The organism is Hymenobacter sp. HD11105 (genome assembly GCF_054051685.1).
Genome location: NZ_JBSWBR010000004.1, coordinates 479,041 through 501,870 on the forward strand (window position 1 = coordinate 479,041; position 22,830 = coordinate 501,870).

Consider the following 22,830-nt stretch of genomic DNA (forward strand, 5'->3'; position numbering starts at 1 on the left):
CGTGCTGATGTTAGGAGTAGTAATCTAACGGCGCGAGCGAGATGCTTCGCTGTCGCTCTGCATGACGTTCTATTTTGGAAGGTATATGGCTATCGCATCAATTCCTGCACATTCAACTGTGGAAACAATGCCAAGAAATGTGCTTTAATCAACTGGTTTAGTAGAAGTCGCTTGTAGGTTTCAGTGCCGCGAGCGTCGCTAATGGGCGCGATTTCGGTCTGTGCTATTTCCAGCGCTTTTTGAATAAGCTCCTCCGAAACCTCCCTGCCTACCAAGTACTCTGAAGCCTTGTGGAGAAGCATAGGAATTGGGCCAACGCCACCAGCAGAAAGTCCAGCTTTTATAATGAAGCCATCTTGCACCGTAAAATGACACGCTGAGTTGACGCTGGCAATATCCAAGTGGGTACGCTTGCTGACCTTCTCGAAGTTAAAGCGAGTATTAGCGGTAGGCATCTCAAACCAGATGGCCGTAATGTTCTCCTGGGGGGCTTTTGCTAAGACTTTGTAGCCTTGGTAGAACTGGCGCAACGGGATTTCGCGCGCCGTATGGCCGTCGCTGAGAACCAAATGCGCGTCCAGGGCCAGGAACATAATCGTCAGATCGCCAATGGGAGAAGCATTGACGAAGTTGCCCGCCACCGTGGCCATGTTGCGAATGGGCGTCGATGATACCAACCGCAGAAAGGGACGAAACGCGGGGAAACACTCTTGCATTACCGCCGACTCGGCTAAGTCGCTCACCGTGGCCGCGCCGCCAATGACGCAGCGGTTTTCCTGGCGGGCAATCCCTTGTAAGTCGGTTTGATTGAAGAGAAAGCGAGCGGCTAACTCTTTCATCTGGTCATGTTTCTGCACGTATAGATCAGTTCCGCCGCCAACAAACTGTAGCGTACCGTTGAGGACGTGCCCGTTGGGTGTGCTATTCGCAGCCAATGCACGCAGACGGCCTTTGATGGAAGTAAAATAGTCGGGCAAAATCTGCTGCTGAGTTACGCAATCTGTTGGCTTCTCGCCTTCGCTTGCGGCCAGCAACTGAGCTACTTTGGCAGCGGCTCGCTCAATGGATTTATAGCCCGTGCAGCGGCAGATGTTGCCGTCTACGGCCGCAATAGCGTTCTGGGTAGTTGGCTTTTGTCCGCTAAGGCAGAAGCCCGCTAAGGAAACTACAAAGCCCGGCGTGCAGAAACCGCATTGCGTCGCCGATTCATCTACCATAGCCTGCTGAATTGGGTTTAGGCCTCCCATATTAATTCCCTCCACCGTCACCACGTGCTTGCCCTGCACATTGCCGAGTGGTGTAAGGCAGGAAGTAAAGGAGCGGTAGCGCACCTGATCATCTGCTAGTTCGCCTACCAGCACCGTGCATGCGCCGCAATCGCCTTCCCGACACCCTATCTTGGTGCCTGGTAGGTGCTGGTCGTAACGCACATAGTCCAGCAGCACCGTGCCCGCCGGCAAGTCCGTACTTACTTCTTGATTGTTGAGAATAAACTTCAGCAAGGCAAAAGCATTTGAGGTGGTTGCGGAAGTTACTTTATTTGAGCGACATAATAGTGGTTTATCGAATGCAGTAAACTTGGAAGCTAAACCTTGCTTCTTGGCTGTTGAGCACAGAAAAGCCCCCCAGCATCGGATGCTGGGGGGCTTTTTCCTGACTAGAGCCGCGACGCTACTTGGCGTACGCCACAGCGCGCATTTCCCGAATCACAGTAATCTTGATCTGGCCGGGATACTGCATCTCCTTCTCGATCTTCTGGGAGATTTCGTAGCTCAGTTCCTGAGCCCGGTCGTCTGTTACGTTGTCGGCGTTCACCATCACGCGCAGCTCACGGCCGGCCTGGATGGCGTAGCACTGAAGCACACCCTCGAAGCCCACGGCCGTTTCTTCCAGCTGCTTGAGGCGCTTGATATAGCTTTCCATCATCTCGCGGCGGGCGCCGGGGCGGGAGCCGCTGATGGCGTCGCAGGCCTGCACCAGGGGCGAAACCATGGCGGTCATCTCAATCTCGTCGTGGTGAGCACCGATGGCGTTGATTACGTCGGGGTGCTCCTTGTACTTCTTGGCTAGCTCCATACCCAGAATGGCGTGGGGCAGCTCGGGTTCTTCGGTGCTTACTTTACCAATGTCGTGCAGGAGGCCGGCACGCTTAGCGTGCTTCACATTCAGGCCCAGCTCGGCGGCCATGGTGGCGCAGAGGTTAGCTACTTCGCGAGAGTGCTGGAGCAAATTCTGGCCATAAGATGAGCGGAAACGCATCCGGCCGACCATCTTGATCAGCTCGGGGTGCAAACCGTGAATGCCTAGGTCAATAATAGTCCGCTCGCCGATTTCCACGATTTCCTCGTCGATGTTTTTGCGGGTTTTGGCTACAATCTCCTCAATGCGGGCGGGGTGGATACGGCCATCTTTTACCAGCAGGTGCAAAGACAAGCGCGCTACCTCACGGCGCACGGGGTCAAAGCCGGAAATGATAATAGCCTCGGGCGTATCGTCTACAATGATTTCCACGCCCGTAGCCGCTTCCAGAGCGCGAATATTGCGGCCTTCCCGGCCAATGATTTTACCTTTAACGTCGTCCGATTCGATGTTAAAAATCGACACGCAGTTCTCGATAGCGTGCTCAGCAGCAGTGCGCTGAATCGTTTCCAGTACAACTTTTTTAGCGTCCTTCGTTGCCGACAGCTTGGCTTGGGCTACCACATCTTTGATGTAAGACGAAGCCTGAATCTGAGCCTCATTCTTCAGCGACTCTACCAGCTGCTCGCGGGCTTCAGCCGCCGAGAGGTTAGCAATGGTTTCGAGCTGATGCTGAACATCGTGGATGCGGGCGTCGAGGTCGTGCTCTTTCTGTTGGAGTTTGGCCTGCTGAGCTTCGATGGTAACACGGCGCTTTTCTTCTTGGCTCTCAAGGCGTTCGCGCTGCTGCTGGGCTTCATTTTGCAACTTTTCACGCAGGTTGTCAAGGTCTTGCTCTTTGCGCTGGAGCTGCTCGAGTTGCTTCTGAGTGGTTTCGGTGAGACGCTTGATGCTCTGCTCCTGCTCTAGTACGGTGGCCCGACGCTCGGTTAGTTCCTGCTCTAAGACTTGCTTCTGACGCTTGCTTTCCTGCTCAAACTCGTTTTTGAGCTGGCGAAACTTGTCTTTGGATTGCTGAATACGCTCGTCGCGGACACGGTTGGCCTTCTCTTCTGCCTCCTGAAGAAGCTGCTGGGCGCGGGCTTGCGCCTGGGCTTCATGGTCCTGCCTAGCCTTGCCGGCTAGCAGGCGTCCTAGCACCACGCCGGCCACAAGGGCAACGACGGCAGCTAGAACAATATAGATTATGTAGTTGGGCATGAGTTATGGTTTTTAGGGGGTACTAATAAACCATAACAAAAAAATCTGCCCAACAGTCACCGAATGACGGAGCATGTGCCCCGCCCGGTCGGGCATAAAACTGCGCCAGTGCTCAGCCGAGCACCAGCGACGAAAGCAGCTTATCTAAGCGTGTAATACGCTCAGTAAGAGCTGCATCAGTGCCATCCTTCTCTTTACTGACTTTTAAGCCGTCAGCCATCGTGGATAGGGCAATCATGGCTAGCAAGTCTTGCTTGTCCTGAATGCCATACTGTTCGCGAAATTCCTTAATTCGTTCGTTGAGCTGACGCCCAGCCAGGCGCAGACGCTCCTCTTCCAAGGGGCTAACGCGCATGGGGTAGTCCCGTTCAGCAATACGGATTTTTATGGATAAATCACTCATCAGCAGACATCTACATGTTCGATGGTCGTTACTCCCTCAAATAGGCAAGGCACTTATCAATCTCGCGGATATATTCGTTTAGGCGCAGTTTAAGCTCGTTGGCGTTGGCAGGTTCCTCTGCTATGGTATGGACAAGTTTAGCGATATTCTCCTGATTCTGGAAATCCTTAAGCTGCCGCTCCCGGTCGCGCACGTCGGCGTGGAGTTGCTGGATAGTCGTTTGAGCATCGGCCAGTTCCTCGCGCAACTGCTGATAGGCAGCCACTAAGCTGGTTACCTGCCGCTCCAGGCGGTCTAGTTGAGCAAGCTGCTGAGAGGAGGCCATGCAAGAGAATTATTTTGATAAATAAGCGCCACAGTAAATTCGTCGTCTGCTTCGCTCAAGCAATTTGGCAGGAAATCACCTGTAAGCCAAACTTCGGTTTCCTTGAGCTTCCAGAACGTCATGCTGAGCTTGTCGAAGCATCTCGCTGGCTGATGCTGGATTACTAATCAAGCTAAACACGCGAGATGCTTCGACAAGCTCAGCATGACGTTCTTTTTTGCTTCCTGTACACTTACTCTAACGGCGGATTACTGCGCCCGCCTGCTTTTCGAATTGCTGAATCAAACGCTGCATCACGCCATCAATAGCTTGGTCAGTGAGCGTTTGGGTTTGGTCCTGCAAGTTGAAGCTGACGGAGTAGGACTTCTTGCCTTCCGGCAGTTTGTCGCCCTCGTACACGTCGAATACGTTCACGCCGTGCAGCAGCTTGCGCTCGGCGCGCTGGGCAATCTGGCGTAGCTGGTCGAAGGTCACGGCTTTGTCTACCACCAGCGACAGGTCGCGGCGCACCTCCGGGAACTTGGGCATCTCGCGGGCCACGAGGGCATTCTTGTACTTCTTCACCAGCCAATCCCAGTCCAGTTCGGCGTACCACACGGGCTGATTTACGTCGAGGCGCTTAAGCACGCCGGCGGAAACGCCCCCCAGGTGAGCGACTGGTTGGTTTTGCGCCAGCAACGTGAGGCCGCCCGCCAGGTACGGGTGCTGTACGGGCTGGGAAGTCGGCGTGGCGTGGCCCAGAGCCGTCAGAACTTGCTGCACAGCGCCGGCCAGGTGGTGGAAGGTAGCTTTCTCGGCTCTGTGCTGCCAAGTTTCGGCGGTGGCGTTGCCGGTGAGCAGAATTGCTAGCGTGTTTTTCTCCTCGTATTGACCGTCGGATTTGCGGAAGTAGGTTTTGCCGAACTCGTAGAGCTTCAGGTCGCGCTGTCTGCGGTTGAGGTTGTAGCGGATTACTTCCAGGGCACTGTGTAGCACAGTGGGGCGCATCACGTTCAGGTCGGCGCTGTTGTAGTTCAGCACCCGCACTAAGGCCTCGTTGGTTTCGCCTTCAGCTTCGAAATAGCGGGCGTTGGTGATGGAGTTGGTAATGATTTCCGAGAAGCCCTGGCCGCTGAGCAAACGGGCCGTGTTCTGGCGCAGAATCTCCGGGTCTGGATTCGGGAATTTGGCTAGGAAGGAAGCCGAATTGTACGGGCGCAAAGCCACATTGTTGTAGCCGTAGATGCGCAGGATTTCCTCGATCACATCAGCCTCGCGGGTCACATCCACCTTGAAAGGTGGCACTATCAACCACCAATCGTCGCCGTTTTCGTTTTGAATGGTGATGTCTAAGTCACTCAGAATCTGGCGGATTTGCTCCGGCGCGATGTACTGACCAATTAGGCGCTCCACTCGCGAGAAACGTAGGCGCACAGTGAAAGGCAGCACATGCTTGGGGTACTCATCCACGACGGGCGCAGCAATGATAGCTCCAGCTACTTCCTGGAGCAGCAGGGCAGCCCGTTGCAAAGCCACGGGCACCATGTGCGGATCGGTGCCGCGCTCGAAGCGGAAAGAAGCGTCGGTTTTGAGTTGATGGGTTTGGCTGGTGCGGCGCACCACGGCGGGCGCGAAGTAGGCACTTTCCAGAAACACGCGCTGGGTGGCGGCGCTCACGCCGGAAATTTGCCCCCCGAATACTCCAGCCAGGGCCAGTGGCTCCCCGCCCCCACCGGCAATCACCAGATCCTCAGCGCGCAGGGTGCGCTCGGTGCCGTCCAGAGTCGTGAACTTCTCACCTTCAGCGGCGCGCTTTACCCGAATTTGCCCCCCAGGAATCTGGTTGGCGTCGAAGGCGTGAAGGGGCTGACCCAGCTCGTGCAGCACGAAGTTGGTTACGTCTACCACGTTATTGATGGGCGATAAGCCAATGCTGCGCAGGCGCCGCTGCAGCCACTCCGGCGACGGGCCCACCTGCACGTTTTCCAGCAGCAAGCCGGCGTAGCGCGGACAAGCTTCTTCGTCTTCAATCAGCACTTGCACGTTCTGCGCAGCCTCTGTGGGGGGCAAAAATGCGCTTATGTCAGGCAGGTGGCAGGGCTGCTGCAAGAGGGCGCGCAACTCGCGGGCCACGCCGTAGTGGGAGGCAGCGTCGGCGCGGTTGGGCGTCAGGCCGATTTCCAGCACGGCATCAGAACCCAGACCAAAGTACTCGGCGGCTGGGGTGCCGTTGGGCAGATCCGTATCAAGGACCATGATGCCAGCGTGGGACGTGCCGAGACCGATTTCGTCCTCGGCGCAAATCATGCCTTCGGAAGCGGCGCCGCGAATCTTGGATTTCTTGATTTTGAATGGCTCGCCCTGGGCCGGGTGCAGGGTGGCGCCTTCTAGGGCTACCACTACCTTCTGGCCCGCGGCTACGTTGGAAGCTCCGCACACGATCTGGCGCGGCGTGGCGTCGCCCACGGCTACGGTGGTCAGGCTGAGCTTGTCGGCGTCGGGGTGCTTTTCGCAGGTCAATACTTCGCCGATTACTACGCCGCGCAGGCCACCTGGTATGCTTTCCAGCTCCTCTACGCCTTCCACTTCCAGGCCCGAGCCGGTGAGCAGGGCAGCCAGCTCAGTGGCCGATTTATCAGTGGGAATGAGGGTACGAAGCCAGTCGAGGGAGATTTTCATAAAAAACAGTCGTTGTCAGGAGCTCGGGGGTTGTATTTCACATCCGGCCGAGATAGCAAAGGTAGGGATTTGCGAAGCGGGCCAAAAAGCACCCCAGCCCGAAGAGTTTTGCGTATGCTGCCGGCTTTAGCCTAGACTTACGCCCGCTGCGCGAAGAGCAGTTAGTCCTTGTGAAAAGACTTTTCCCCGGCTTTGATGTACACCGATAAAATATTCTCAGCGGGCGGCACTGGGCAGGCAAACGACGCATTATAGGCGCAGAAAGGATTGTAAGCCGTGTTAAAGTCCAGCACAATCTCGTCGTCGCCTTCGGCTACGGGTTCCGCATCGAGGTAGCGGCCGCCGCCGTAGGTGTCGAAGCCGTTGGTTTTGTCGGTGAAGGGAATGAAAAGGGTCGTATCGGGGCCGTTGGCTTTGCGGAAAACGGTGAGGCGCTGGGCTTCTTTTTGCCACTCAAAAGATGCACGACCCCAACGCAGGTACTTTTCGGCCTTGCCATCGGTGAGGCGCATGGCAATGGTGTCGCGCACGGGAAAAAACTCAAACTGAGCCGTTATGCGGTAGGTTTTGTTGGGCGCGTAGTAGTGCAGGCTGTCGAACACCTGGCGCTGCTCGGCGGAAAGCGGCGAGCCTTGTACACGGCGGAACTCGTCGTCTTTGGCGTGGCGGGCCTTCTCGATGCGCGCTACGTACTGCTCATCGTTCAGCACGAGGTCTTGGAGGAAATAGCCGAGCACGAGGAGCAGGCCGAGAAAGATAAAAAGCTTGGGATTGAGGCGCATGGTAACAGCAAAGATACCGGGGCGCGGCGGCTCTTGCTAGGTTTGAAGCAGAAAAGCCCCCTAGAGCTGCTGGGGGGCTTTTTTATAGTAATTGATGATTTATACTGGTTCGTGCTCAACCTACGCCTGCGTCTCATCATTGAATCTCAATCGTTTGTCATCCTGACAAAGAAAGGATCTTACTACACTAGAAAGAGCCGTTGTTACGATCATTCTTCTGGCTTGATAAGGTCCTTCCTTCGTCAGGATGACAGATGATTTAAAGTTCGCCTTATTCAAGCTCGTTTTTTACAGCACTCCTTCGTCGGCGAAGCTGTAGTAGCCGTGGTCGGTATAGATGAGGTGGTCGAGGATGGGCAGGTCGAGGAACTGGCCGGCTTCTTTAAGCTTGCGGGTGAGGGCAATATCGGCAGCGCTGGGCTTCTGGTTGCCGCTGGGGTGGTTGTGCACCAGGATAATAGAGCTAGCCAGCTGCTCCAGCGCGTGCTTGAAAATCATCTTCGGGTCGGCGACGGTGCCGGCTACGCCCCCGCTGCTGATGGGCTGTTTGCGCATGACTACGTTGGCCCGGTTGAGCAGAATCACCCAAAATTCTTCGTGGGGCAAATCCTGGAGGTTGGGCCGGATAAGCTGGTAAATATCGCGAGAGCAGGTGATGGTGGTGCGGGCCGCAGCGGCTGTTTCCTTGCGCCGCCTGCCCAGCTCCAAAGCCGCAATGATGGTAATAGCTTTGGCCTCGCCGATGCCTTTGTGGCGCATCAATTCCTTCACCGACAATTTGGCTAGCTCGTTCAAGTCGTTGCCCACGGCGTTCAAGATCAACTTCGCCACATCCACGGCCGAGAGCTTGGCTGTGCCTGAGCCTAGCAGGATGCCCATCAGCTCGGCGTCGGAGAGGGCGGTGCGACCTTTTTGCAGGAGCTTTTCGCGCGGCCGGTCCTCCTCGGCCCAACTTTTAATACCAAAAGAGGTAGGCGCTACGTAACGGATGGGGGCGGCCGCATCTTCCGCCAGATTGTCAACTGATTTCATACTGCACTATTGTTGCTGAGGGCTGGCGAATAAAGTAAAAATTGTACTCAGCCGTCTACCCTGTTCTTACCCGCTAGCTCCAATAACTAAACCAAAGCTGCCGGCATTCCTTCTACTCACCTGCATGTCACGACTCCTCAGTTTCCCTTTTATTCTTTTTCTGGTATTAGCTGAATGGTATGGTTATCAAGCCATTCGCACGATTGTCCCGGCTAGCGCTATTAGCGGACGCCGCATTGCCGGAACGATTTATTGGTTGGTTACGGCCCTGTCTTGGATTTTGGCTATTTGGGCCATCTCTACCCGGCATGAGGGGCCCGCGCCGTATAAAACGTATTTATCCAGCGCTTTAGTAGGCCTTCTTCTGGCCAAAATGGTCGTTGTCCTGTTTTTGCTTCCCGAAGACCTGATCCGGTTGGGGCGCTGGATTGTGCGCCAGTTTACACAGCGCGATTCTGCGGGCACTGGCTCGCCCATCACGCGCAGTCAGTTTTTGAGTGGCTTAGCCCTAATTGTGGCTGGAGTTCCATTTGTAGCCTTTATCTGGGGAATGCTGCGGGGTGCTACGGCGTATCAGGTGAAGCGGGTAACCCTGCGCTTTCCCAACCTGCCGGCAGCCTTTGACGGCTTCAAGGTGCTCCAGATTTCGGACTTGCACACGGGCAGCTTCAGCTCACGGGAGCCTTTGCAGCGGGCCGTTCGGATGATCAATAAGCAGCAGGCCGACCTTATTTTCATGACCGGCGACTTGGTAAATAATGTGGCCACGGAAGTTGAAATGCACATCGATACGCTGGCCCAGATTCAATCCAAGCTGCCCAAATTCTCTGTTTTCGGCAACCACGACTACGGCGACTACGTGCAGTGGCCCAGCCCCGAAGCCAAGCGTGAAAATCTGGCCCGTCTGGCCCGGAACCACGCCAAAATTGGGTGGCGCCTGTTGATGGATGAGAGCCACACCATCGAGCGCGACGGCGAGAAAATAGCCGTGCTGGGCGTGCAGAACTGGGGTGCTCAGATGCGCTTTCCCAAGTATGGCAACCTGCCCAAAGCCCACGCGGCCAGCGGCGATGCACCCTTCAAAATCCTCCTCTCCCACGACCCCTCACACTGGGAAGGCGAAGTATTGAAATATCCCGACATCGACCTCACACTTTCGGGCCACACCCACGGCATGCAGTTCGGTGTGAACCTGCCCTTCTTTAAGTGGAGCCCCGTGCAGTACGTGTACAAGCAATGGGCTGGCCTATACAAGCAGGGCCAACAGTATTTATATGTAAATACTGGACTAGGCTTTCTGGGCTATCCGGGCCGGGTGGGCTTCCTGCCCGAAATAACTGTGTTTGAGCTGCGACGGGCGTAAGCCTTTTAATGAGTTAGGAGAAAAGCCCCCCAGCCAAGTAGCTGGGGGGCTTTTTTAGGAGCAAACTTCACCTCGACAACGGCCCAGCAACCGGAGCCGTATAGCGGGCAAGACTTGTTTTTCAGGTCTTTATCCCTTTCACCCCTTCTGATATGAAAAAGATCTTCCTGCTTCTCTCCTGCGCTGGCGCGCTCACCTTTGCTTCCTGCTCCAGTGAAAATACTGCCGAAACCGATGACCGCGGCGTAACCAAAGTCGATGATGACGGCGACATGAAAACCGAATACGCCGATGGCACCAAGGTAAAAACCGAAGCCGACGGCGACGTAAAAGTGAAGCGTGCCGACGGCTCCAAAGTGAAGATGGACTCCGACGGGGAAGCTAAGATCAAGTCGGAATAACGAACCTCACGGCTCGTTTTTAAGTTAATCCAAGCCCGCACCTGCAACGGTGTGGGCTTTTTTTGACTCTGTAGTTGGCTACCTTGCAGTCTGGTTGCGTTAGAATAGTTGATGGTTTCACTGCCCCGTTTACTCCCCGGATTTTGGAATAAAGCTGCCCTACTGCTGGTTGTGGGCCTCTTGCTGGCCTTGTCGGCTTCGGCTCAGCTGCGCGTGTCGGGTACCATTACCAACGCCGCCGACGGCAAGCCCATACCCGGAACTACGGTGCGCATTAAGGGCAGCAAAACCGGCGTGGTAGCCAACAACGACGGCGACTTCCGCATCGACGTGGCGTACACCGACACCTTGGAATTTATTTCCCTGGGCTTCCAAACCAAGCGCCTGGCCCTGGGCCGCTCGGGTCTTTCCCAGCTGATTGTGCAGGTAAAAATGGACCGCGCCAGCATTCAGCTGGGGGAAGTGCGGGTGCAGGAAGGCCGCCCGGCCGATGCCCAAATCAAAAAAGCTTTGCGCAACGTGCGCCGCCCCGAGCCGCCCGCCAACGCCGTAAAACGCCCCCCACCGCCTAAGCCCCTCTTCCCCGTCGACTCTACGGCGCCCAAAGCGCCCGTGGCGACGCTGGAAAATCCTGCCAGTATGCTCTACGATGCGCTGTCGCGGGAGGGCAAGGCGCGGCGCAAGCTTGAAGAGCTACAGCAGCAGGAGGCCCTAAAGAAGAAAATGGAGCAGGCCCGTCGCGACCGGGAGCGCTACAACCGCAACTTTAAGGATAACCGGGGCTACGAGTAAGGGCGGTTTCTAGACTGCAATAGCCAATGCCCGACCACCTGGCACAACAGGCAGCGCGCAACGCACGTAAGGCCAGGTATGAAAATCGGGTATCCCTGCGTGAACGAAACGCTCGACTGCAGCGCCGCCACCACCTTTCGGCTGGCTTCCTACAACGATGAGCGCCTGGTAACTACCGTTACCAACAACCTGACTTGCTTGCAGCGTATTCTGGAGTATAATGTCCAGCATGGCCTGCTCTTCTTCCGGATTGGCTCTGGCATCGTGCCCTTTGGCTCCCATGCCGTAAACACATATCCGTGGCAGACGGAATTTGCCCCCCAGTTCCGAGCTATCGGCGATTATATCAAGGCCGAGCAAATGCGCGTGTCCTTCCACCCCGATCAGTTTGTGGTGCTCAACTCGCCCGATCCGGGTATTGTGGAGCGCAGCATTGCCGAGCTCGTGTACCAGGGCTCCATGCTCGACTTGATGGGCCTAGATAGCACCGCGAAGCTGCAAATTCACGTAGGCGGCCTTTACGGTGACCGCGATGTGGCCATTGAGCGCTTCATTGCAACTTATCGCACCCTGCCTGAAGCCGTGCAGGTGCGCTTGGTGATTGAAAACGACGACCGCCTGTTCAGCCTACGCGACTGTCTGCGGGTGCACGAGGCCGTGGGTATTCCCATCCTCTTCGACAACTTTCATCATGAGTGCCTCAACCACGAAGAGCCTATGCAAGAGGCTTTGCGCCTGGCCGCCGGCACCTGGCACCCTACCCGCGACGGCGTGCTGATGATGGATTACAGCTCCCAGCAGCTTGGGGAGCGTAAAGGCAAGCATACTTCCTCAATAGTAGAAGATCGGTTCCGGGAGTTCCTAACTCATCTCAACGGCCTTGATGTGGATATCATGCTCGAAATCAAGGACAAAGAAGCCAGCGCCCTGCGCGCCGTAGCCATTCTGCGCGAGCTAGGTTTAGCTGCCCCTGCCCCAGTAGCTACTTCAGCATAGCGCATTTACTTCCCTTTTTCCCTTCTTATGAAACAGCCAAATGCCCCCCAGACCGGCGCTGACCTACTTGCTGGTACCGTGCACGCCCTGCACGGCGGCCTCACGGCCCTGCCCCTAAGCACCGCGCACACCAACATCGACGCCTGGCAGGAAATACTTCAGCAAAGTGGCATCCCAGAGTTCCAGGACATCGACCGGGAGCTAGGTAACCTCCAGTCTATCCTCAGCGACACCAACGGGATTGATGGTGAGGCCGTGGGCCGCTCTCTCGATATGCTAGGCTCCCAAACCCTGCAAGCTGCCACCCACGCCACTCCCGATGCGCAAACTGCCCTCCGCGCCCTGGGCGACCTGCTATTACAGCACGGAGCTAAGCTAAAAAGCTAGTCAGCAGATAAACAAGATACAAAAAAGCCCCCCAGAGCATCTCTGGGGGGCTTTTTTGTATCTTGTTTACGGTATCTTATTGCGGGTCAGTAGCTCTGGAAGTACGTGCGGGGCGGGTCTTTTTGGTGTTGGTACGTGAGGCGCGCCTCTCTTCCTTGGTTTTTACACTCGGAGAAGGCTGACCATCCATCACCGTTTGCCGGTTGCGCACGCGGTCTTGGCGGGGCTGTTGGGAGGTGGGCAGCGGACCAGAATTAGTATCGATGGTGCCGATAGGCGGAGGCATCTGCGGAGATGGGGAGGCGGGCGTAGCCGACTGAGGCACCGAGGCGGGGGGCATAACAGGGGCCGGTGAGGTGGTAGTAGGAGTGGTTTGAGCGTGCGCCGCACCACCTAGCAATAGGGCCGAGAAAAGAAGTTTAATTTTCATGTCTGGCAGCGTAATTACGTGATGAAGTATGCAGAAAATATTGGCTGCCATAGTATCTACGTATTTAAGCTAAATTCAGCTATTGTATACAATTTTGTTATTTATAGAATTTTAATGAGGGTTAATAAAATACTTACGAAGTGAACTTTGTTTTTCTTTTTTAAACAAAAAACAAAGCCCGTTCTATAGCATAGAACGGGCTTTGTCAAAGCAACTCAAAAAAGGTTGAATATCCTTATTACGAAGGATCAACCTTGGTCTTAGACTTTTTCTTTTTGTTTTTAACTTTCGTATCAACAGGCTGCTGAGTGGTGGCAGGGTAGGCTGGAGCAGTAGTTGTGCTCTGCGTTTCTACAGTTGTGCTGCTCTGCACAGGTGCGGTAGGCGTAGCAGGCGTAGTGCTGATTGTAGCGTTCGTAGCAGGGGTTGTCTGCGTCTGGGTAGTGGTGCTCTGGGTTGTAGTTGGAGGCGGCGTGCTCATGCCAGTAGTGGTCTGGGCGTTAGCAGCAGTGATTCCAGCAAACAGCAAAGCAACTAATACAAATGACTTTTTCATGTTATTAATTTTAAATGGAGAGTAAATTCATCGACACCGATGACAGGTGCAAACTTCCTAGTGGTTGGAAGATAATTGCAAGCCCTAAACGGTACGCTTACTGTTTAGGTTACTAAATTATTTTTTTAGCCAAATCAATTCTACACAGACCTCCCACTAATATCTCCAACACCGCACTGAAACAGTATTTTACAAATTACTATTACCGAAATATTAATTCTAATTTTTCTTTGTTTGCCTACCAAAAAGCGATGATTTCATGGGGTATTTCCATAGCCTTATGGCCATTGTCCAACCCACTTTTACACAGATTTGCCCCCCAGCTTTCCAGCTAGGGCCAGTGAGTCGCGGTGGGGAGCAACGCAGCTAGCACACTAGTACTTGGAAAGTTGGGGGGCAAATGAGGGAGTTAGAGGCCGATCTTGCCTACTGCTACTTGCGGAAAAACACGTCGCCGCTGATAGATTCGAGTTTTACCATTGGACCACTATTGCCTAGCTGACCGCGCACCTGATATCCTACTGGCGAGTTGTTTTTCTGACCGTTGAGGGCAATATCTTGGTTGGTATACACTTCGCCCGTAATGGTTTTGAGTGCTACATCTGCGCCTTTCGTAGGTGGCCAGGTTACGTCCACGAAGCCGCTGATGGATTTAGCATCCAGGGGCCCGTTCAGACCTGTTACCTCAATATTGCCGCTGATTGTGTTCACCTTCACGGTAGCGCCGGCGGGTACTTCTATCTCGTAGTCGACGCGGATGCAGAGGCGGTATCCACCGTTGCCGTTTTTGTCTCTATCATCATTCCACATGCTGTAGCCCTCACCATCGGGGCAGTCGGACGCTTGGCCATTGCGCACCATCTCCTTATCGAAAGCCGACTTAACTTTTACTTCCTCGCCTTCGGAGGTAAGCGTCAGTAGTAAGGCCTCATTGAGCTTGTTATTGTTGATGTTGACGGCCGCTATTACGGCTACTTCTTTGCCACTTCCGCCTTTGATGCGGATGGTGGAGGCGTGTTGCAAATCCAGCACCAGGCGCTGATTATTGCTCAGAGGGGCTTTTTTCTCAATGATTTTCTGGGCTTGGGCGGGGCCAGTGCCCAGCAGGAGGGCAACGATGGCGCCCAGTAGCAGGAAGAGTTTCATGACGAGTGAGATTGTGAAGTGATGAGATTGTGAAGGCTGATGTAGGGAAGGGTGAAGAGTGGGATTGTGAAGGGTGTGTTTCTACTCTTATGATAGCTTCACAATCTCACTCGTCAGCACTTTACTTGGCTTTGCGGACGAAAATGTCGCCGCTCACTGATTGGAGCGACACGTTGGTACCGCCCCCGTTCACGGAGCCGCCCACGGTCTGACCACCCACCCGGCGCAGGTCGCCAGCATCTTTGCCCATCGAGATGTCAAAGTCGGTGTATACCTCACCCGAAATGGTGCGCAGTTGCAGCGTCGTCTTGCTATTGGCGGGCATCGTGACATCGACATCGCCGCTGACGATAGAGATGGCACTGGGCGATTTGCCGACGGCCGAGTAGCGTACCGTCACGTTGCCGCTGACACTGTTGGCGACTACGCCGCCGCCCATGTTTAGCAGCTCGGCATCGCCAGTTTTCATATTGGCTTCCACGTCGCCGTTGATGTCGGTAGCTCTGAAGTCGCCGCCGCCAAACTGGTTTTGGTTGAACACTACTGATGCCTGCCGCGGTACCCGAATCACGTAGTCGGTGCTCTTGCGGGAAGCCTGCACGATGCGCACCGTATTATCCTTTTCCGTGACGGACAGACCAATGCGGGTATTGTCTTCAGCGGCATTGTACACTGCGCGCAAGCCCTCGGCGCGCTTGGGCGCAGGCTCGTAGCCGTTGCCCCGAATAATTAGCTCGTTGCCATTGTAGCCTTCCAGCTTTACTTCGGCGCCTTGCATATCCAACACAATCTTGTTGGTCTTGCCGTTGAGTTTGAGTTTGTATTCCTGAGCCAACAGGGCCGGACTAGCGGCCAGCAGGTAGCACAGGGTGAGAATGAGAGTCTTTTTCATGACAGGGGAAGTAGAGGACAGAGAGAAATCGAACGCACCCGCAACCGCGACTTCCGGGGGGCATTTTCAGCCCAGGTTCGTAAGGAAAAATTGAAAACTTGGTGTGTTTATGACTAATAAATAGGGTGCTTATGCAGACCCATCAGGCACTTTAAATCAGCAGACCTAGGCCCGATTCGGCTTGCTGCCGCACAATGGGCAGGGCATCGCGGCGCTGCGAGAGGCGCTCCAGTTCGGGCACGGCCCGTTGCTCGCGCATATCGACCAGCAGCTCAATGAGCATAATCTGCACGTTGGGGTCGGTTTGGATGGTCAGGGACTGAATGAACGCCTCCCCCACTCTGGGGTCTTCGCGGAGGCGGTAAAGAGCCTGGCCGGCAGCAAGACGCACGTTGATGTTAGGGTCAAAATTTAGGGTATTGATCAGCACCTGCACCACGGGGTCGCTCGTGCCTGTGGCATCACCCGCCAGTTCGCTCACCAGTTGAATCCGGTCGCTAGCCGAGAGCGTGGGCGCTGTAGGGTCACCGTTTAGGGCATGAAACCGCTGCTGAACAGCCGTAGTCTCGGCAGTCGTTACGGCCGCCACTTCCGGCGAGAGTGGCCGCCACAAGTTCCCGAGCAGTATGCCCGCGGCCAGCAGCACTAAGCTAGCGGCGATGCGCATCCACCAACCGCCGGCCGAGGTGGCTGTAGCAGGCTCCATACGAATCACTTTGGCCTCACCGGCCTCTGCATTTGTGTTGGTCAGCGCTGCTTTTTCCTGCGCTAAGGCGGCCATAAAGTTGGTGCGCAATGCTAGCGGCGGGGTTACTGTTTCTACAGCTTCCAATTTGCCCCCCAGCTCTTGCAATTGGGCTACGCGCTCTTGGCAGCGAGGGCACTGGGCTAGGTGGGCGGCCATTCGGGCCGTTTGCTCCGGGGGCAAAGTCTGCTCGGCGTAATCCACCAGTAGGTCGGCTACATCGAGGCAATCGGCAGAGTTAGGCGTGGTATTCATGGTCGTTAGTTGAAATAGATGGTGCGCAGGGCTTGCAAGGCCCGATGCGCTTTTACTTTGGCGGCGCCAGCAGTGCAGCCCAGCATGTCCGCAATTTCCTCGTAGCTGAAGCCCTGGAAGCGGTGCAGCACCAGGATTTCACGTTGGGGCGGAGCTAGAAGCGCCATGGCTTCGTGTAGAGCCTCCTCGCGGTCTTGGGTGGCCATCTGGGTAAAGGCAGCGGAGCCAAATACTCTCTTACTCTCTACTTCCACCACGTCGGTGGTGCGCATCTTTTGGCTGCGCTGCCAGTGGTCGGTGTGCACGTTGCGGGCTAGCTGGTAGGCCCAGGCCCGGAAAGGCTGACCGGGCCGGTAGCTGGCCCGATACTTCAGCAGGCGTTCAAACACAGTTTGGGTGAGGTCCTGGCTGGCTTCGTAATCATTGGTAAGGCGGTACAAAAAGTTGAACAACGGCTTCTGATAGCGCTCAAACAACGGCACCACCTGATCGAGGTCGTCGGCCTGGACGGCTGCCATTAAATCTTCGTCGCTTCTGGTTTCCACCGTTAGGATATTGGGGTTGATTTGCAGGGAGTACCGGGAGTTGAGCTAATCGTTACAAGGGTACAGAAGTATTTTTTCGAATACATAAAAAAGCCCCCAGTAGCGCTACCGGGGGGCTTTTTACAACTAACCGCAGTTCGGGCTATCAAGCTCCACCGCCGGCGCGGCGCTTCTCGTCTTCGGCTCCACCCTGACGGCGGCGCGTGGGTGCCACCTTGTCGTTGCCAAAGCGATAAGTAAAGGCCAGGGTAGCCATGCGTGAATCTCGACGCTGGTAGAAGCGCTCCACGTAGTTATCGTAAGAGGACGTAGCCCGCAATCTTTGAGTAAAAAACACGTCTGCTACGTTCAGCTTGATATTGCCTTTCCGCTCCCATACCGACTTCTGAATACCCAACGAAACCTGCCCGGTGGGCTGCAAACGAAAGAACCCGTACCGCTCGCCCGACTGAAAACTGGCGTTTATTTCGCCACCCCAACCCTTGTCGAAGGTGAAGGTGCTATTGCTGGTGAGCGTAAACGCGGGCCGGCCCGCGTTGAGACTAGTGCCGGCTAGGTTGCCCACAAAGCGGTTGTAGTAGAACACGGCGTTGTTATAAATCTGCCACCATTTCTTGGGTTGCAGAGGCGCCGTCAGCGTCAGGGCGTAGTAGTCCTGCCGACTCAGGTTCACGTTCGTCGATATCACAGTCGAGTCTGTTTCGGGCTGCACTACGTTGATAATGGGCTGGTCGGTGCGGCTGTAGCTGAGAGTAGAAGTAAATTTCTGCTTGAAAGTGTGTGAAAGCTCCGCATTGTAGCTGGTTTCTGGCAGCAGATTGGGGTTACCTGCGCCTGAGGTAGTCGGGTTGATAATGACGCGAAACGGATTGAGCTGCCCGTACGAAGGACGATTGATACGCCGACTCAAGCTTAGGTTCATTTCGTGCTGCTCGCTTAGGGTTCGCTTAAGGGCCGCACTGGGAAATAGTTGGGTATAGTTGCGCCGAAAGGTGCTGTCGCCCACTTCCTGGCGGCCGATGGCACGGGTAGTCTCCACCCGCAGGCCCGCTTGCAAGGTAGTTTTGGCGAGAGTGCGGTTGAGATTGACGTACGCCGCACCAATATTTTCATCGTATTTGAACCGGTTGGTGAGGTTCAAATCAATAGTCGTGACGTTGCCTTCCGTATTCCGAAAGACCACATCGTTATCCGACGTGACGCGGCTGAACTTCGCCCCTGCCTCCAATCGTGATTTGCCAGGTAAGGGCTGTACATAATCCGTTTTCGCCGACATAATAGCTAATTCACCTTTTTGGTCGCCTACCAATAGATTATTTGGACGCTCCTGCATCAAGAAATTAGTGCGTTGCGCCTGCAATTGGTCGCGGGTGTATCGGGCGTAGTCCACGTCGGCCGTTAGCTCGCGGCTATTGGCTGAGTCGGCGAAGGTATGCTTGAAGTTCAGGTTGGCCGTGCCGTTAGCCGAGCGAAAATCCCGATCGGTATTGGCATCATACACATCGACAATTGCACCTGAGCCATCAAGGAGCGATGTAGTATTAACTGACAGACCAGGGCTCTTATTCGAAAGTCCGCTAAATGCCGTTCCAATCACTGTCCGCTCTGAGAGGTTGTAATCGAAGCCCACCCGCCCGCTGTGCGTCTTGGATCTACCGAAGCCACTATTTATTTGGTCGCTGCTGCCGATGAGCACCTTACTGCCCGTGCTATTATCGAAAAAATCCCGATAGATATCCAGCTTCCCAATGTTTTCGCGGTCGGAATAGGTGTAAGAGCCAAAAGTATTCAAGCCCTTACGCCGATTATTGAAGGAAAAGCCCCCCGTAAACTTATCGTACTCCCCTCTATCCAATTCACTGCGGCCATAACTGGCGTTTACGGAGCCGTTGGTGCCCTGGCGCTGGTCTTTCTTGAGGTTGATAGCAATGATGCCGGCGCCGCCTTGCGCGTCGTATTTGGCCGGTGGGTTGGTTATCAGTTCGATGCTTTTGAGCTGATCAGCCGGTAAGGCGCGTAAATAATCCGCTAGCTCCGTGCCGGTCATGGGCTGGCGCTTACCGTCGATGAGTACCAGCACGCCCTGCTTGCCGCGCAGGGCCAGATTGTCGCTGCCATCCACCGTCACGCCCGGCGCTCGGTTGAGCACATCCAAGGTAGTGTTGCCAGCCGCCAGCGTCGAGCCTTCGACGTTTACCACGGTGCGGTCGGCTAGGCGCTCATACAGCGGCTTTTGGCCGATTACGGTTACTTCCTTCAAGGCGGTTGCTTGGCTGGCTTTGAGCACCAATGCAGGCAACGTCTGATCGGCGGCTCCTACCTCAAATGGTCCCGACCAAGCTCGTACGAACCCTACCTGCGCCGCCGACACTAAATAGCGCCCCGGCACGGCTTGTTCAAAGCGAAATGCCCCCTGGGCATCGCTGAACTCAGTTTTGACCATCGCCGAATCGGCGGCGCGGTGCAGCGTAACGGTGGCATATTCGATGGCGGTTCCGGCGTCGCCGCTGCGCACGGTACCACTCACTCGGCCTTGCGCAAAGGCCTCAAAGCTGGTCAGCAAACTGACTAAAAAAACGAGAATAACGTGCCTATGGCTTAATAAACGACGATAAAAGGGGGAGACTACCATGGTTGAAGGGAGAAAAGTATGGACACAGTGAGGAGGGCGACCATTTTTGGACGCCGGACTAGCGGTAAAGGAGCAGGCAGCTAGCTTGCCAGTCAGAAGGCAGGGAAAGCGGCTTAGTTACGGTGGCGGAGGCCGATAACTTTTAAGCATAGAGAAAGAGGTTTACTGCGCATCGGGGCCACTGAGGGCTGAAGCAGTAGGTGATACATCAGGTGTTTCCGCTGATTCTGCCTGGGGAGACAGACAATTTGTATAGATGCGCTCCAGGCTCTGCCGCAGCTGGTTGAGCGTAGCTTCGCTCAACCCGTTGAGGGCAGTGGCCCGGTTGCTAAGTACTACCGGCTGCACGGCCACTAGCGTGTCCTGCCCTGCCGCCGTTACCCGCAGGCGGCTGCGCCGACCATCGTTGGGTAGTGGTTCTGACTTTAAAAGGCCCCGCTTTAGCAGCAGGGCAATAATGCGGGCCACCGAAGCTTGATCCTTAAATACTCGGTCAGCAATATCTGCTTGCGTTAAATCATCATGCTCGTCAATCACGCGCAGCACCAGCCATTGGTCTACCGTAATGTCAATGCCCGCCCGATCAATGTTGGTCTGAGCGAACTTGCGGTACTGCCGGATGGCCCGGTCGAGGGAGTAAAAAAGTATTTCGTTTAGCATCACGAAAGATTTCGTAGTTACAGACTATGATATGTCATCGGAGTTGCATCCAAACAAAATAATTTTTAATGATATATCATAATGATTTAGTTTAGGCACCGTAGTCGAAATAATTATTGGCCTGGAAACAACCTGCTTAGTGGATTATCCATCCTTGTCTTATTCCATTCCCGCAGTGTTTGGCCGGAATATTAGCTATCTTCTCAGTTGAAAAACGGGGAGATTATTGCTCCCAACGTCTGTCGTCTTTATCTACCTTGTTATGCTCTCCTTCCGACCTGTTGCTGTTTATGGTGCCGTTCTGCTGCTCGGCATTTCGGGTTTAACCGCTTTCAACGCACCTCCCTCCTGGTTTGGCACTACCCGCACCCAGGGGCCTAAAGATGAAGTGCTGCTCAAAACGCTGGTGCAAGGCCTAAGCGAGGCGCATTTTCAACCCCAAGCGGTTGACGATAACCTCTCGCGCCGGATATTTAAGCTGTATCTGAAGCGCCTCGACTCGGGACGCCGATTCTTGCTGCAAGACGATGTAAAGCAGCTGCGCCAGTATCAGGACGCCCTCGATGACGAAATCAAGAAAGGCTCACATGCCTTTATAGACTTAAGCACTAAGCTTATCGAGCAGCGCACCCGCGAAGTGCAGACCATGTACCGCGAGTTGCTGGCCCAGCCCTTCGACCTGACCGTGGCTGAGCCGTTTGAAACCGACCCCGACAAGCTCGAATACGCCGCTACCCCGGCCGAGCGCCGCGAATACTGGCGTCGGTTGCTCAAGTACCAAACGCTGGTACAAGTGTCGGAGATGATGGACGAGCAGGCTAAAAAAGCGGAGAAGCCGTTGGCCGCCACCAATGTGGGTCCGATAACTAAGCGCACTCCCGCCGAGTTGGAAGCCGATGCCCGCAAGCGCGTATTAAAGTATTATGATGAGTGGTTTAGCGATATGCAGAAAACCGAAGCCGACGACCGGCTGGCTGCTTTCGCCTCCACCCTTGCTAATACCTACGATCCACACACGGAGTATTTTGCCCCCCAGGCCAAGGAAAACTTTGATCTGGCCCTCACTGGCCGCTTAGAAGGCACTGGCGCTTTGCTAAATGAAAAAGATGGGCAAATTTCAGTAGCCGATATTGTGCCTGGCAGCGCGGCTTATCGCCAAGGCGAGCTGAAAATTGGCGACATCATTCTGCGCGTAGCCCAGGGTTCCGCCGAGCCCGTGGACATTAGTGGGATGCGCATGGATAAGGTCGTGAAGCTGATTCGGGGCAAGAAAGGCACGGAGGTTCGCCTGACGGTGCGCAAGCCCGACGCCAGTACTCACATTATCAGCATCATCCGCGACGTGGTCGTTATTGAAGAAACCTATGCCCAGTCAGCGGTGGTAAATGATCGGGGCCGCAAAATTGGCTACATTCTACTGCCCAGCTTCTATGCTGATTTCAACCACAACGGCGGCCGCAGCTCGGCAGACGATGTAAAAAAGGAGTTAGAAAAGCTTAAGCAGGCCGGCATACAGGGCGTAGTACTGGATTTGCGCTTTAATGGCGGCGGCTCCTTGCAAGATGCCGTCGAGATGGCGGGCTTATTCGTGAAAACCGGTCCCATGGTGCAGATAAAGAGTCGGGAGCGCCCCGCCCAGATTCTGGCCGATCCCGACCCCCGTGTACAGTATGATGGGCCATTAGTTGTATTGGTAAATAAGTACAGCGCCTCGGCCTCCGAAATCTTGGCCGCAGCTATTCAGGATCATCAGCGGGGCCTTGTGCTTGGCAACACAACCTATGGCAAAGGCACCGTGCAGCAGATATTCGACCTCGACCAGGTACTGCCCAGCACCTTCAACAGCCTGAAGCCATTTGGCTCGCTGAAACTGACGGTGCAGAAGTACTACCGCATCAATGGTGGCTCCACACAGTTTAAAGGCGTGACGCCCGATGTAGTAGTACCGGATGCTTACAGCACTCTCGGGGAAGGTGAACAAGACACCGACTTCCCGTTGCCTTGGGATGAAATTGCTCCTGCTCCTTTCCGTCCCTGGTCGGGGGCTGCTTCGCTGAAGCAACTGGCTGCGGCTAGCAACAACCGTGTTTCTACCAATCCAGGCTTGCGTCTTATTACCGAATCGGTGGAGCGGATGCAAAAGCGGAAGAAAGATACCCGCGTCTCGCTGAGCCTAGATGCTTATCGGGCCCAGCAGGAGCAAACCAAAGCGGCTGCCGACAAGTACAAAGAATCGCAGAAGCTTCTGCCGGACTTGGCCATTGACCTGCTCAAAGCCCCAGCCCCAACTGCCGACACCACCCAGATAAACCGGGCCAATCGCTTTGTGAAGCCCCTGCGCAAGGATTTGGCTTTGCGTGAGGCCGTTGCCGTGATTCAGGACGCACTCTAGGGGGCATTTATAAGCCATGGCCCGGACGTTAGCTTCGTATCTCATTTGCTTGGAATAAGCAGTGGGACGCTGGGCTAATGTCCGGGCCACGTTGTGCCT

At 55.1% G+C, this 22,830-nt stretch carries 21 protein-coding genes; 6 read left to right on the plus strand and 15 right to left on the minus strand.

The window, feature by feature from the left end; all coding sequences use genetic code 11:
• Positions 1–89: 89 nt before the first annotated feature.
• The 7 genes from ACW9KT_RS15235 to radC all read right to left on the minus strand — a co-directional run bounded on the left by ACW9KT_RS15235 (position 90) and on the right by radC (position 8,539).
• Positions 90–1,502: an FAD binding domain-containing protein gene (locus tag ACW9KT_RS15235; RefSeq protein ID WP_457081879.1), complete on the minus strand. Its 1,413-nt coding sequence runs from the start codon at positions 1,500–1,502 to the stop codon at positions 90–92.
• 169 nt (positions 1,503–1,671) lie between these two features.
• Positions 1,672–3,339 (minus strand): ribonuclease Y, encoded by a 1,668-nt coding sequence (rny, locus tag ACW9KT_RS15240; protein WP_457081881.1) that lies wholly within the window; start codon positions 3,337–3,339, stop codon positions 1,672–1,674.
• Positions 3,340–3,451: 112 nt separating this feature from the next.
• Positions 3,452–3,742 (minus strand): cell division protein ZapA, encoded by a 291-nt coding sequence (locus ACW9KT_RS15245; protein ID WP_457081883.1) that lies wholly within the window; start codon positions 3,740–3,742, stop codon positions 3,452–3,454.
• A 28-nt stretch (positions 3,743–3,770) separates the two neighbouring features.
• Positions 3,771–4,067 carry a hypothetical protein gene (locus tag ACW9KT_RS15250; protein WP_457081885.1) on the minus strand — a complete coding sequence of 99 codons (297 nt, stop codon included), beginning with the start codon at positions 4,065–4,067 and terminating at the stop codon, positions 3,771–3,773.
• Positions 4,068–4,304: 237 nt separating this feature from the next.
• The gene (pheT, locus tag ACW9KT_RS15255) at positions 4,305–6,725 is read right to left on the minus strand and encodes a phenylalanine--tRNA ligase subunit beta (protein ID WP_457081887.1); all 2,421 of its coding nucleotides are present in this window, start codon (positions 6,723–6,725) and stop codon (positions 4,305–4,307) included.
• A gap of 161 nt (positions 6,726–6,886) precedes the next feature.
• A complete protein-coding gene (locus ACW9KT_RS15260; protein ID WP_457081889.1) occupies positions 6,887–7,507 on the minus strand; it encodes a DUF1684 domain-containing protein in 621 nt (206 codons plus the stop codon).
• Positions 7,508–7,795: 288 nt separating this feature from the next.
• Positions 7,796–8,539 (minus strand): RadC family protein, encoded by a 744-nt coding sequence (gene radC, locus ACW9KT_RS15265; RefSeq protein ID WP_457081890.1) that lies wholly within the window; start codon positions 8,537–8,539, stop codon positions 7,796–7,798.
• 124 nt (positions 8,540–8,663) lie between these two features.
• Here radC and ACW9KT_RS15270 point away from each other — a divergent pair, with 124 nt between their 5' ends.
• The 5 genes from ACW9KT_RS15270 to ACW9KT_RS15290 all read left to right on the plus strand — a co-directional run bounded on the left by ACW9KT_RS15270 (position 8,664) and on the right by ACW9KT_RS15290 (position 12,478).
• Positions 8,664–9,902 carry a metallophosphoesterase gene (locus ACW9KT_RS15270; RefSeq protein ID WP_457081892.1) on the plus strand — a complete coding sequence of 413 codons (1,239 nt, stop codon included), beginning with the start codon at positions 8,664–8,666 and terminating at the stop codon, positions 9,900–9,902.
• Positions 9,903–10,054: 152 nt separating this feature from the next.
• Positions 10,055–10,303 carry a hypothetical protein gene (locus ACW9KT_RS15275; RefSeq protein WP_457081894.1) on the plus strand — a complete coding sequence of 83 codons (249 nt, stop codon included), beginning with the start codon at positions 10,055–10,057 and terminating at the stop codon, positions 10,301–10,303.
• Positions 10,304–10,414: 111 nt separating this feature from the next.
• Positions 10,415–11,095, plus strand: a complete 681-nt coding sequence (locus ACW9KT_RS15280) for a carboxypeptidase-like regulatory domain-containing protein (protein ID WP_457081896.1) — start codon at positions 10,415–10,417, stop codon at positions 11,093–11,095.
• A gap of 78 nt (positions 11,096–11,173) precedes the next feature.
• Entirely contained in the window at positions 11,174–12,091 is a 918-nt protein-coding gene (gene uvsE, locus ACW9KT_RS15285; protein ID WP_457081898.1) for a UV DNA damage repair endonuclease UvsE, read from the plus strand.
• A gap of 27 nt (positions 12,092–12,118) precedes the next feature.
• On the plus strand, positions 12,119–12,478 hold the full coding sequence (locus tag ACW9KT_RS15290; RefSeq protein WP_457081900.1) for a hypothetical protein: 360 nt from the start codon (positions 12,119–12,121) through the stop codon (positions 12,476–12,478).
• A gap of 76 nt (positions 12,479–12,554) precedes the next feature.
• Here ACW9KT_RS15290 and ACW9KT_RS15295 read toward each other — a convergent pair whose 3' ends face one another.
• The 8 genes from ACW9KT_RS15295 to ACW9KT_RS15330 all read right to left on the minus strand — a co-directional run bounded on the left by ACW9KT_RS15295 (position 12,555) and on the right by ACW9KT_RS15330 (position 20,339).
• Positions 12,555–12,908, minus strand: a complete 354-nt coding sequence (locus ACW9KT_RS15295; RefSeq protein WP_457081902.1) for a hypothetical protein — start codon at positions 12,906–12,908, stop codon at positions 12,555–12,557.
• 238 nt (positions 12,909–13,146) lie between these two features.
• The gene (locus ACW9KT_RS15300; RefSeq protein ID WP_457081904.1) at positions 13,147–13,464 is read right to left on the minus strand and encodes a hypothetical protein; all 318 of its coding nucleotides are present in this window, start codon (positions 13,462–13,464) and stop codon (positions 13,147–13,149) included.
• A 432-nt stretch (positions 13,465–13,896) separates the two neighbouring features.
• The gene (locus ACW9KT_RS15305; RefSeq protein WP_457081906.1) at positions 13,897–14,610 is read right to left on the minus strand and encodes a hypothetical protein; all 714 of its coding nucleotides are present in this window, start codon (positions 14,608–14,610) and stop codon (positions 13,897–13,899) included.
• A 121-nt stretch (positions 14,611–14,731) separates the two neighbouring features.
• Complete coding sequence (locus ACW9KT_RS15310; RefSeq protein ID WP_457081908.1) at positions 14,732–15,502, minus strand: DUF4097 family beta strand repeat-containing protein; 771 nt, start codon at positions 15,500–15,502, stop codon at positions 14,732–14,734.
• A 151-nt stretch (positions 15,503–15,653) separates the two neighbouring features.
• Positions 15,654–16,502, minus strand: coding sequence for a zf-HC2 domain-containing protein (locus ACW9KT_RS15315; protein WP_457081910.1), 849 nt, complete (start codon positions 16,500–16,502; stop codon positions 15,654–15,656).
• Positions 16,503–16,507: 5 nt separating this feature from the next.
• Positions 16,508–17,047 (minus strand): RNA polymerase sigma factor, encoded by a 540-nt coding sequence (locus ACW9KT_RS15320; RefSeq protein ID WP_457081912.1) that lies wholly within the window; start codon positions 17,045–17,047, stop codon positions 16,508–16,510.
• Positions 17,048–17,192: 145 nt separating this feature from the next.
• Positions 17,193–19,610, minus strand: a complete 2,418-nt coding sequence (locus ACW9KT_RS15325) for an outer membrane beta-barrel protein (RefSeq protein ID WP_457081914.1) — start codon at positions 19,608–19,610, stop codon at positions 17,193–17,195.
• Between the two features lie 231 nt (positions 19,611–19,841).
• Positions 19,842–20,339 carry a MarR family winged helix-turn-helix transcriptional regulator gene (locus ACW9KT_RS15330; protein WP_457081916.1) on the minus strand — a complete coding sequence of 166 codons (498 nt, stop codon included), beginning with the start codon at positions 20,337–20,339 and terminating at the stop codon, positions 19,842–19,844.
• A 262-nt stretch (positions 20,340–20,601) separates the two neighbouring features.
• Here ACW9KT_RS15330 and ACW9KT_RS15335 point away from each other — a divergent pair, with 262 nt between their 5' ends.
• The gene (locus ACW9KT_RS15335) at positions 20,602–22,731 is read left to right on the plus strand and encodes a carboxy terminal-processing peptidase (protein ID WP_457081918.1); all 2,130 of its coding nucleotides are present in this window, start codon (positions 20,602–20,604) and stop codon (positions 22,729–22,731) included.
• Positions 22,732–22,830 lie beyond the last annotated feature (99 nt).

Excerpts from the sequence above, each read along its gene's own strand:
- ACW9KT_RS15295 (WP_457081902.1), bottom strand. The coding sequence starts at position 12,908 with ATGAAAATTAAACTTCTTTTCTCGGCCCTATTGCTAGGTGGTGCGGCG.
- ACW9KT_RS15270 (WP_457081892.1), top strand. The coding sequence starts at position 8,664 with ATGTCACGACTCCTCAGTTTCCCTTTTATTCTTTTTCTGGTATTAGCT.
- ACW9KT_RS15280 (WP_457081896.1), top strand. The coding sequence starts at position 10,415 with ATGGTTTCACTGCCCCGTTTACTCCCCGGATTTTGGAATAAAGCTGCC.
- ACW9KT_RS15330 (WP_457081916.1), bottom strand. The coding sequence starts at position 20,339 with ATGCTAAACGAAATACTTTTTTACTCCCTCGACCGGGCCATCCGGCAG.
- pheT (WP_457081887.1), bottom strand. The coding sequence starts at position 6,725 with ATGAAAATCTCCCTCGACTGGCTTCGTACCCTCATTCCCACTGATAAA.
- ACW9KT_RS15290 (WP_457081900.1), top strand. The coding sequence starts at position 12,119 with ATGAAACAGCCAAATGCCCCCCAGACCGGCGCTGACCTACTTGCTGGT.
- ACW9KT_RS15260 (WP_457081889.1), bottom strand. The coding sequence starts at position 7,507 with ATGCGCCTCAATCCCAAGCTTTTTATCTTTCTCGGCCTGCTCCTCGTG.
- rny (WP_457081881.1), bottom strand. The coding sequence starts at position 3,339 with ATGCCCAACTACATAATCTATATTGTTCTAGCTGCCGTCGTTGCCCTT.
- ACW9KT_RS15275 (WP_457081894.1), top strand. The coding sequence starts at position 10,055 with ATGAAAAAGATCTTCCTGCTTCTCTCCTGCGCTGGCGCGCTCACCTTT.
- ACW9KT_RS15245 (WP_457081883.1), bottom strand. The coding sequence starts at position 3,742 with ATGAGTGATTTATCCATAAAAATCCGTATTGCTGAACGGGACTACCCC.
- radC (WP_457081890.1), bottom strand. The coding sequence starts at position 8,539 with ATGAAATCAGTTGACAATCTGGCGGAAGATGCGGCCGCCCCCATCCGT.
- uvsE (WP_457081898.1), top strand. The coding sequence starts at position 11,174 with ATGAAAATCGGGTATCCCTGCGTGAACGAAACGCTCGACTGCAGCGCC.
- ACW9KT_RS15250 (WP_457081885.1), bottom strand. The coding sequence starts at position 4,067 with ATGGCCTCCTCTCAGCAGCTTGCTCAACTAGACCGCCTGGAGCGGCAG.
- ACW9KT_RS15305 (WP_457081906.1), bottom strand. The coding sequence starts at position 14,610 with ATGAAACTCTTCCTGCTACTGGGCGCCATCGTTGCCCTCCTGCTGGGC.
- ACW9KT_RS15310 (WP_457081908.1), bottom strand. The coding sequence starts at position 15,502 with ATGAAAAAGACTCTCATTCTCACCCTGTGCTACCTGCTGGCCGCTAGT.
- ACW9KT_RS15335 (WP_457081918.1), top strand. The coding sequence starts at position 20,602 with ATGCTCTCCTTCCGACCTGTTGCTGTTTATGGTGCCGTTCTGCTGCTC.
- ACW9KT_RS15315 (WP_457081910.1), bottom strand. The coding sequence starts at position 16,502 with ATGAATACCACGCCTAACTCTGCCGATTGCCTCGATGTAGCCGACCTA.
- ACW9KT_RS15300 (WP_457081904.1), bottom strand. The coding sequence starts at position 13,464 with ATGAAAAAGTCATTTGTATTAGTTGCTTTGCTGTTTGCTGGAATCACT.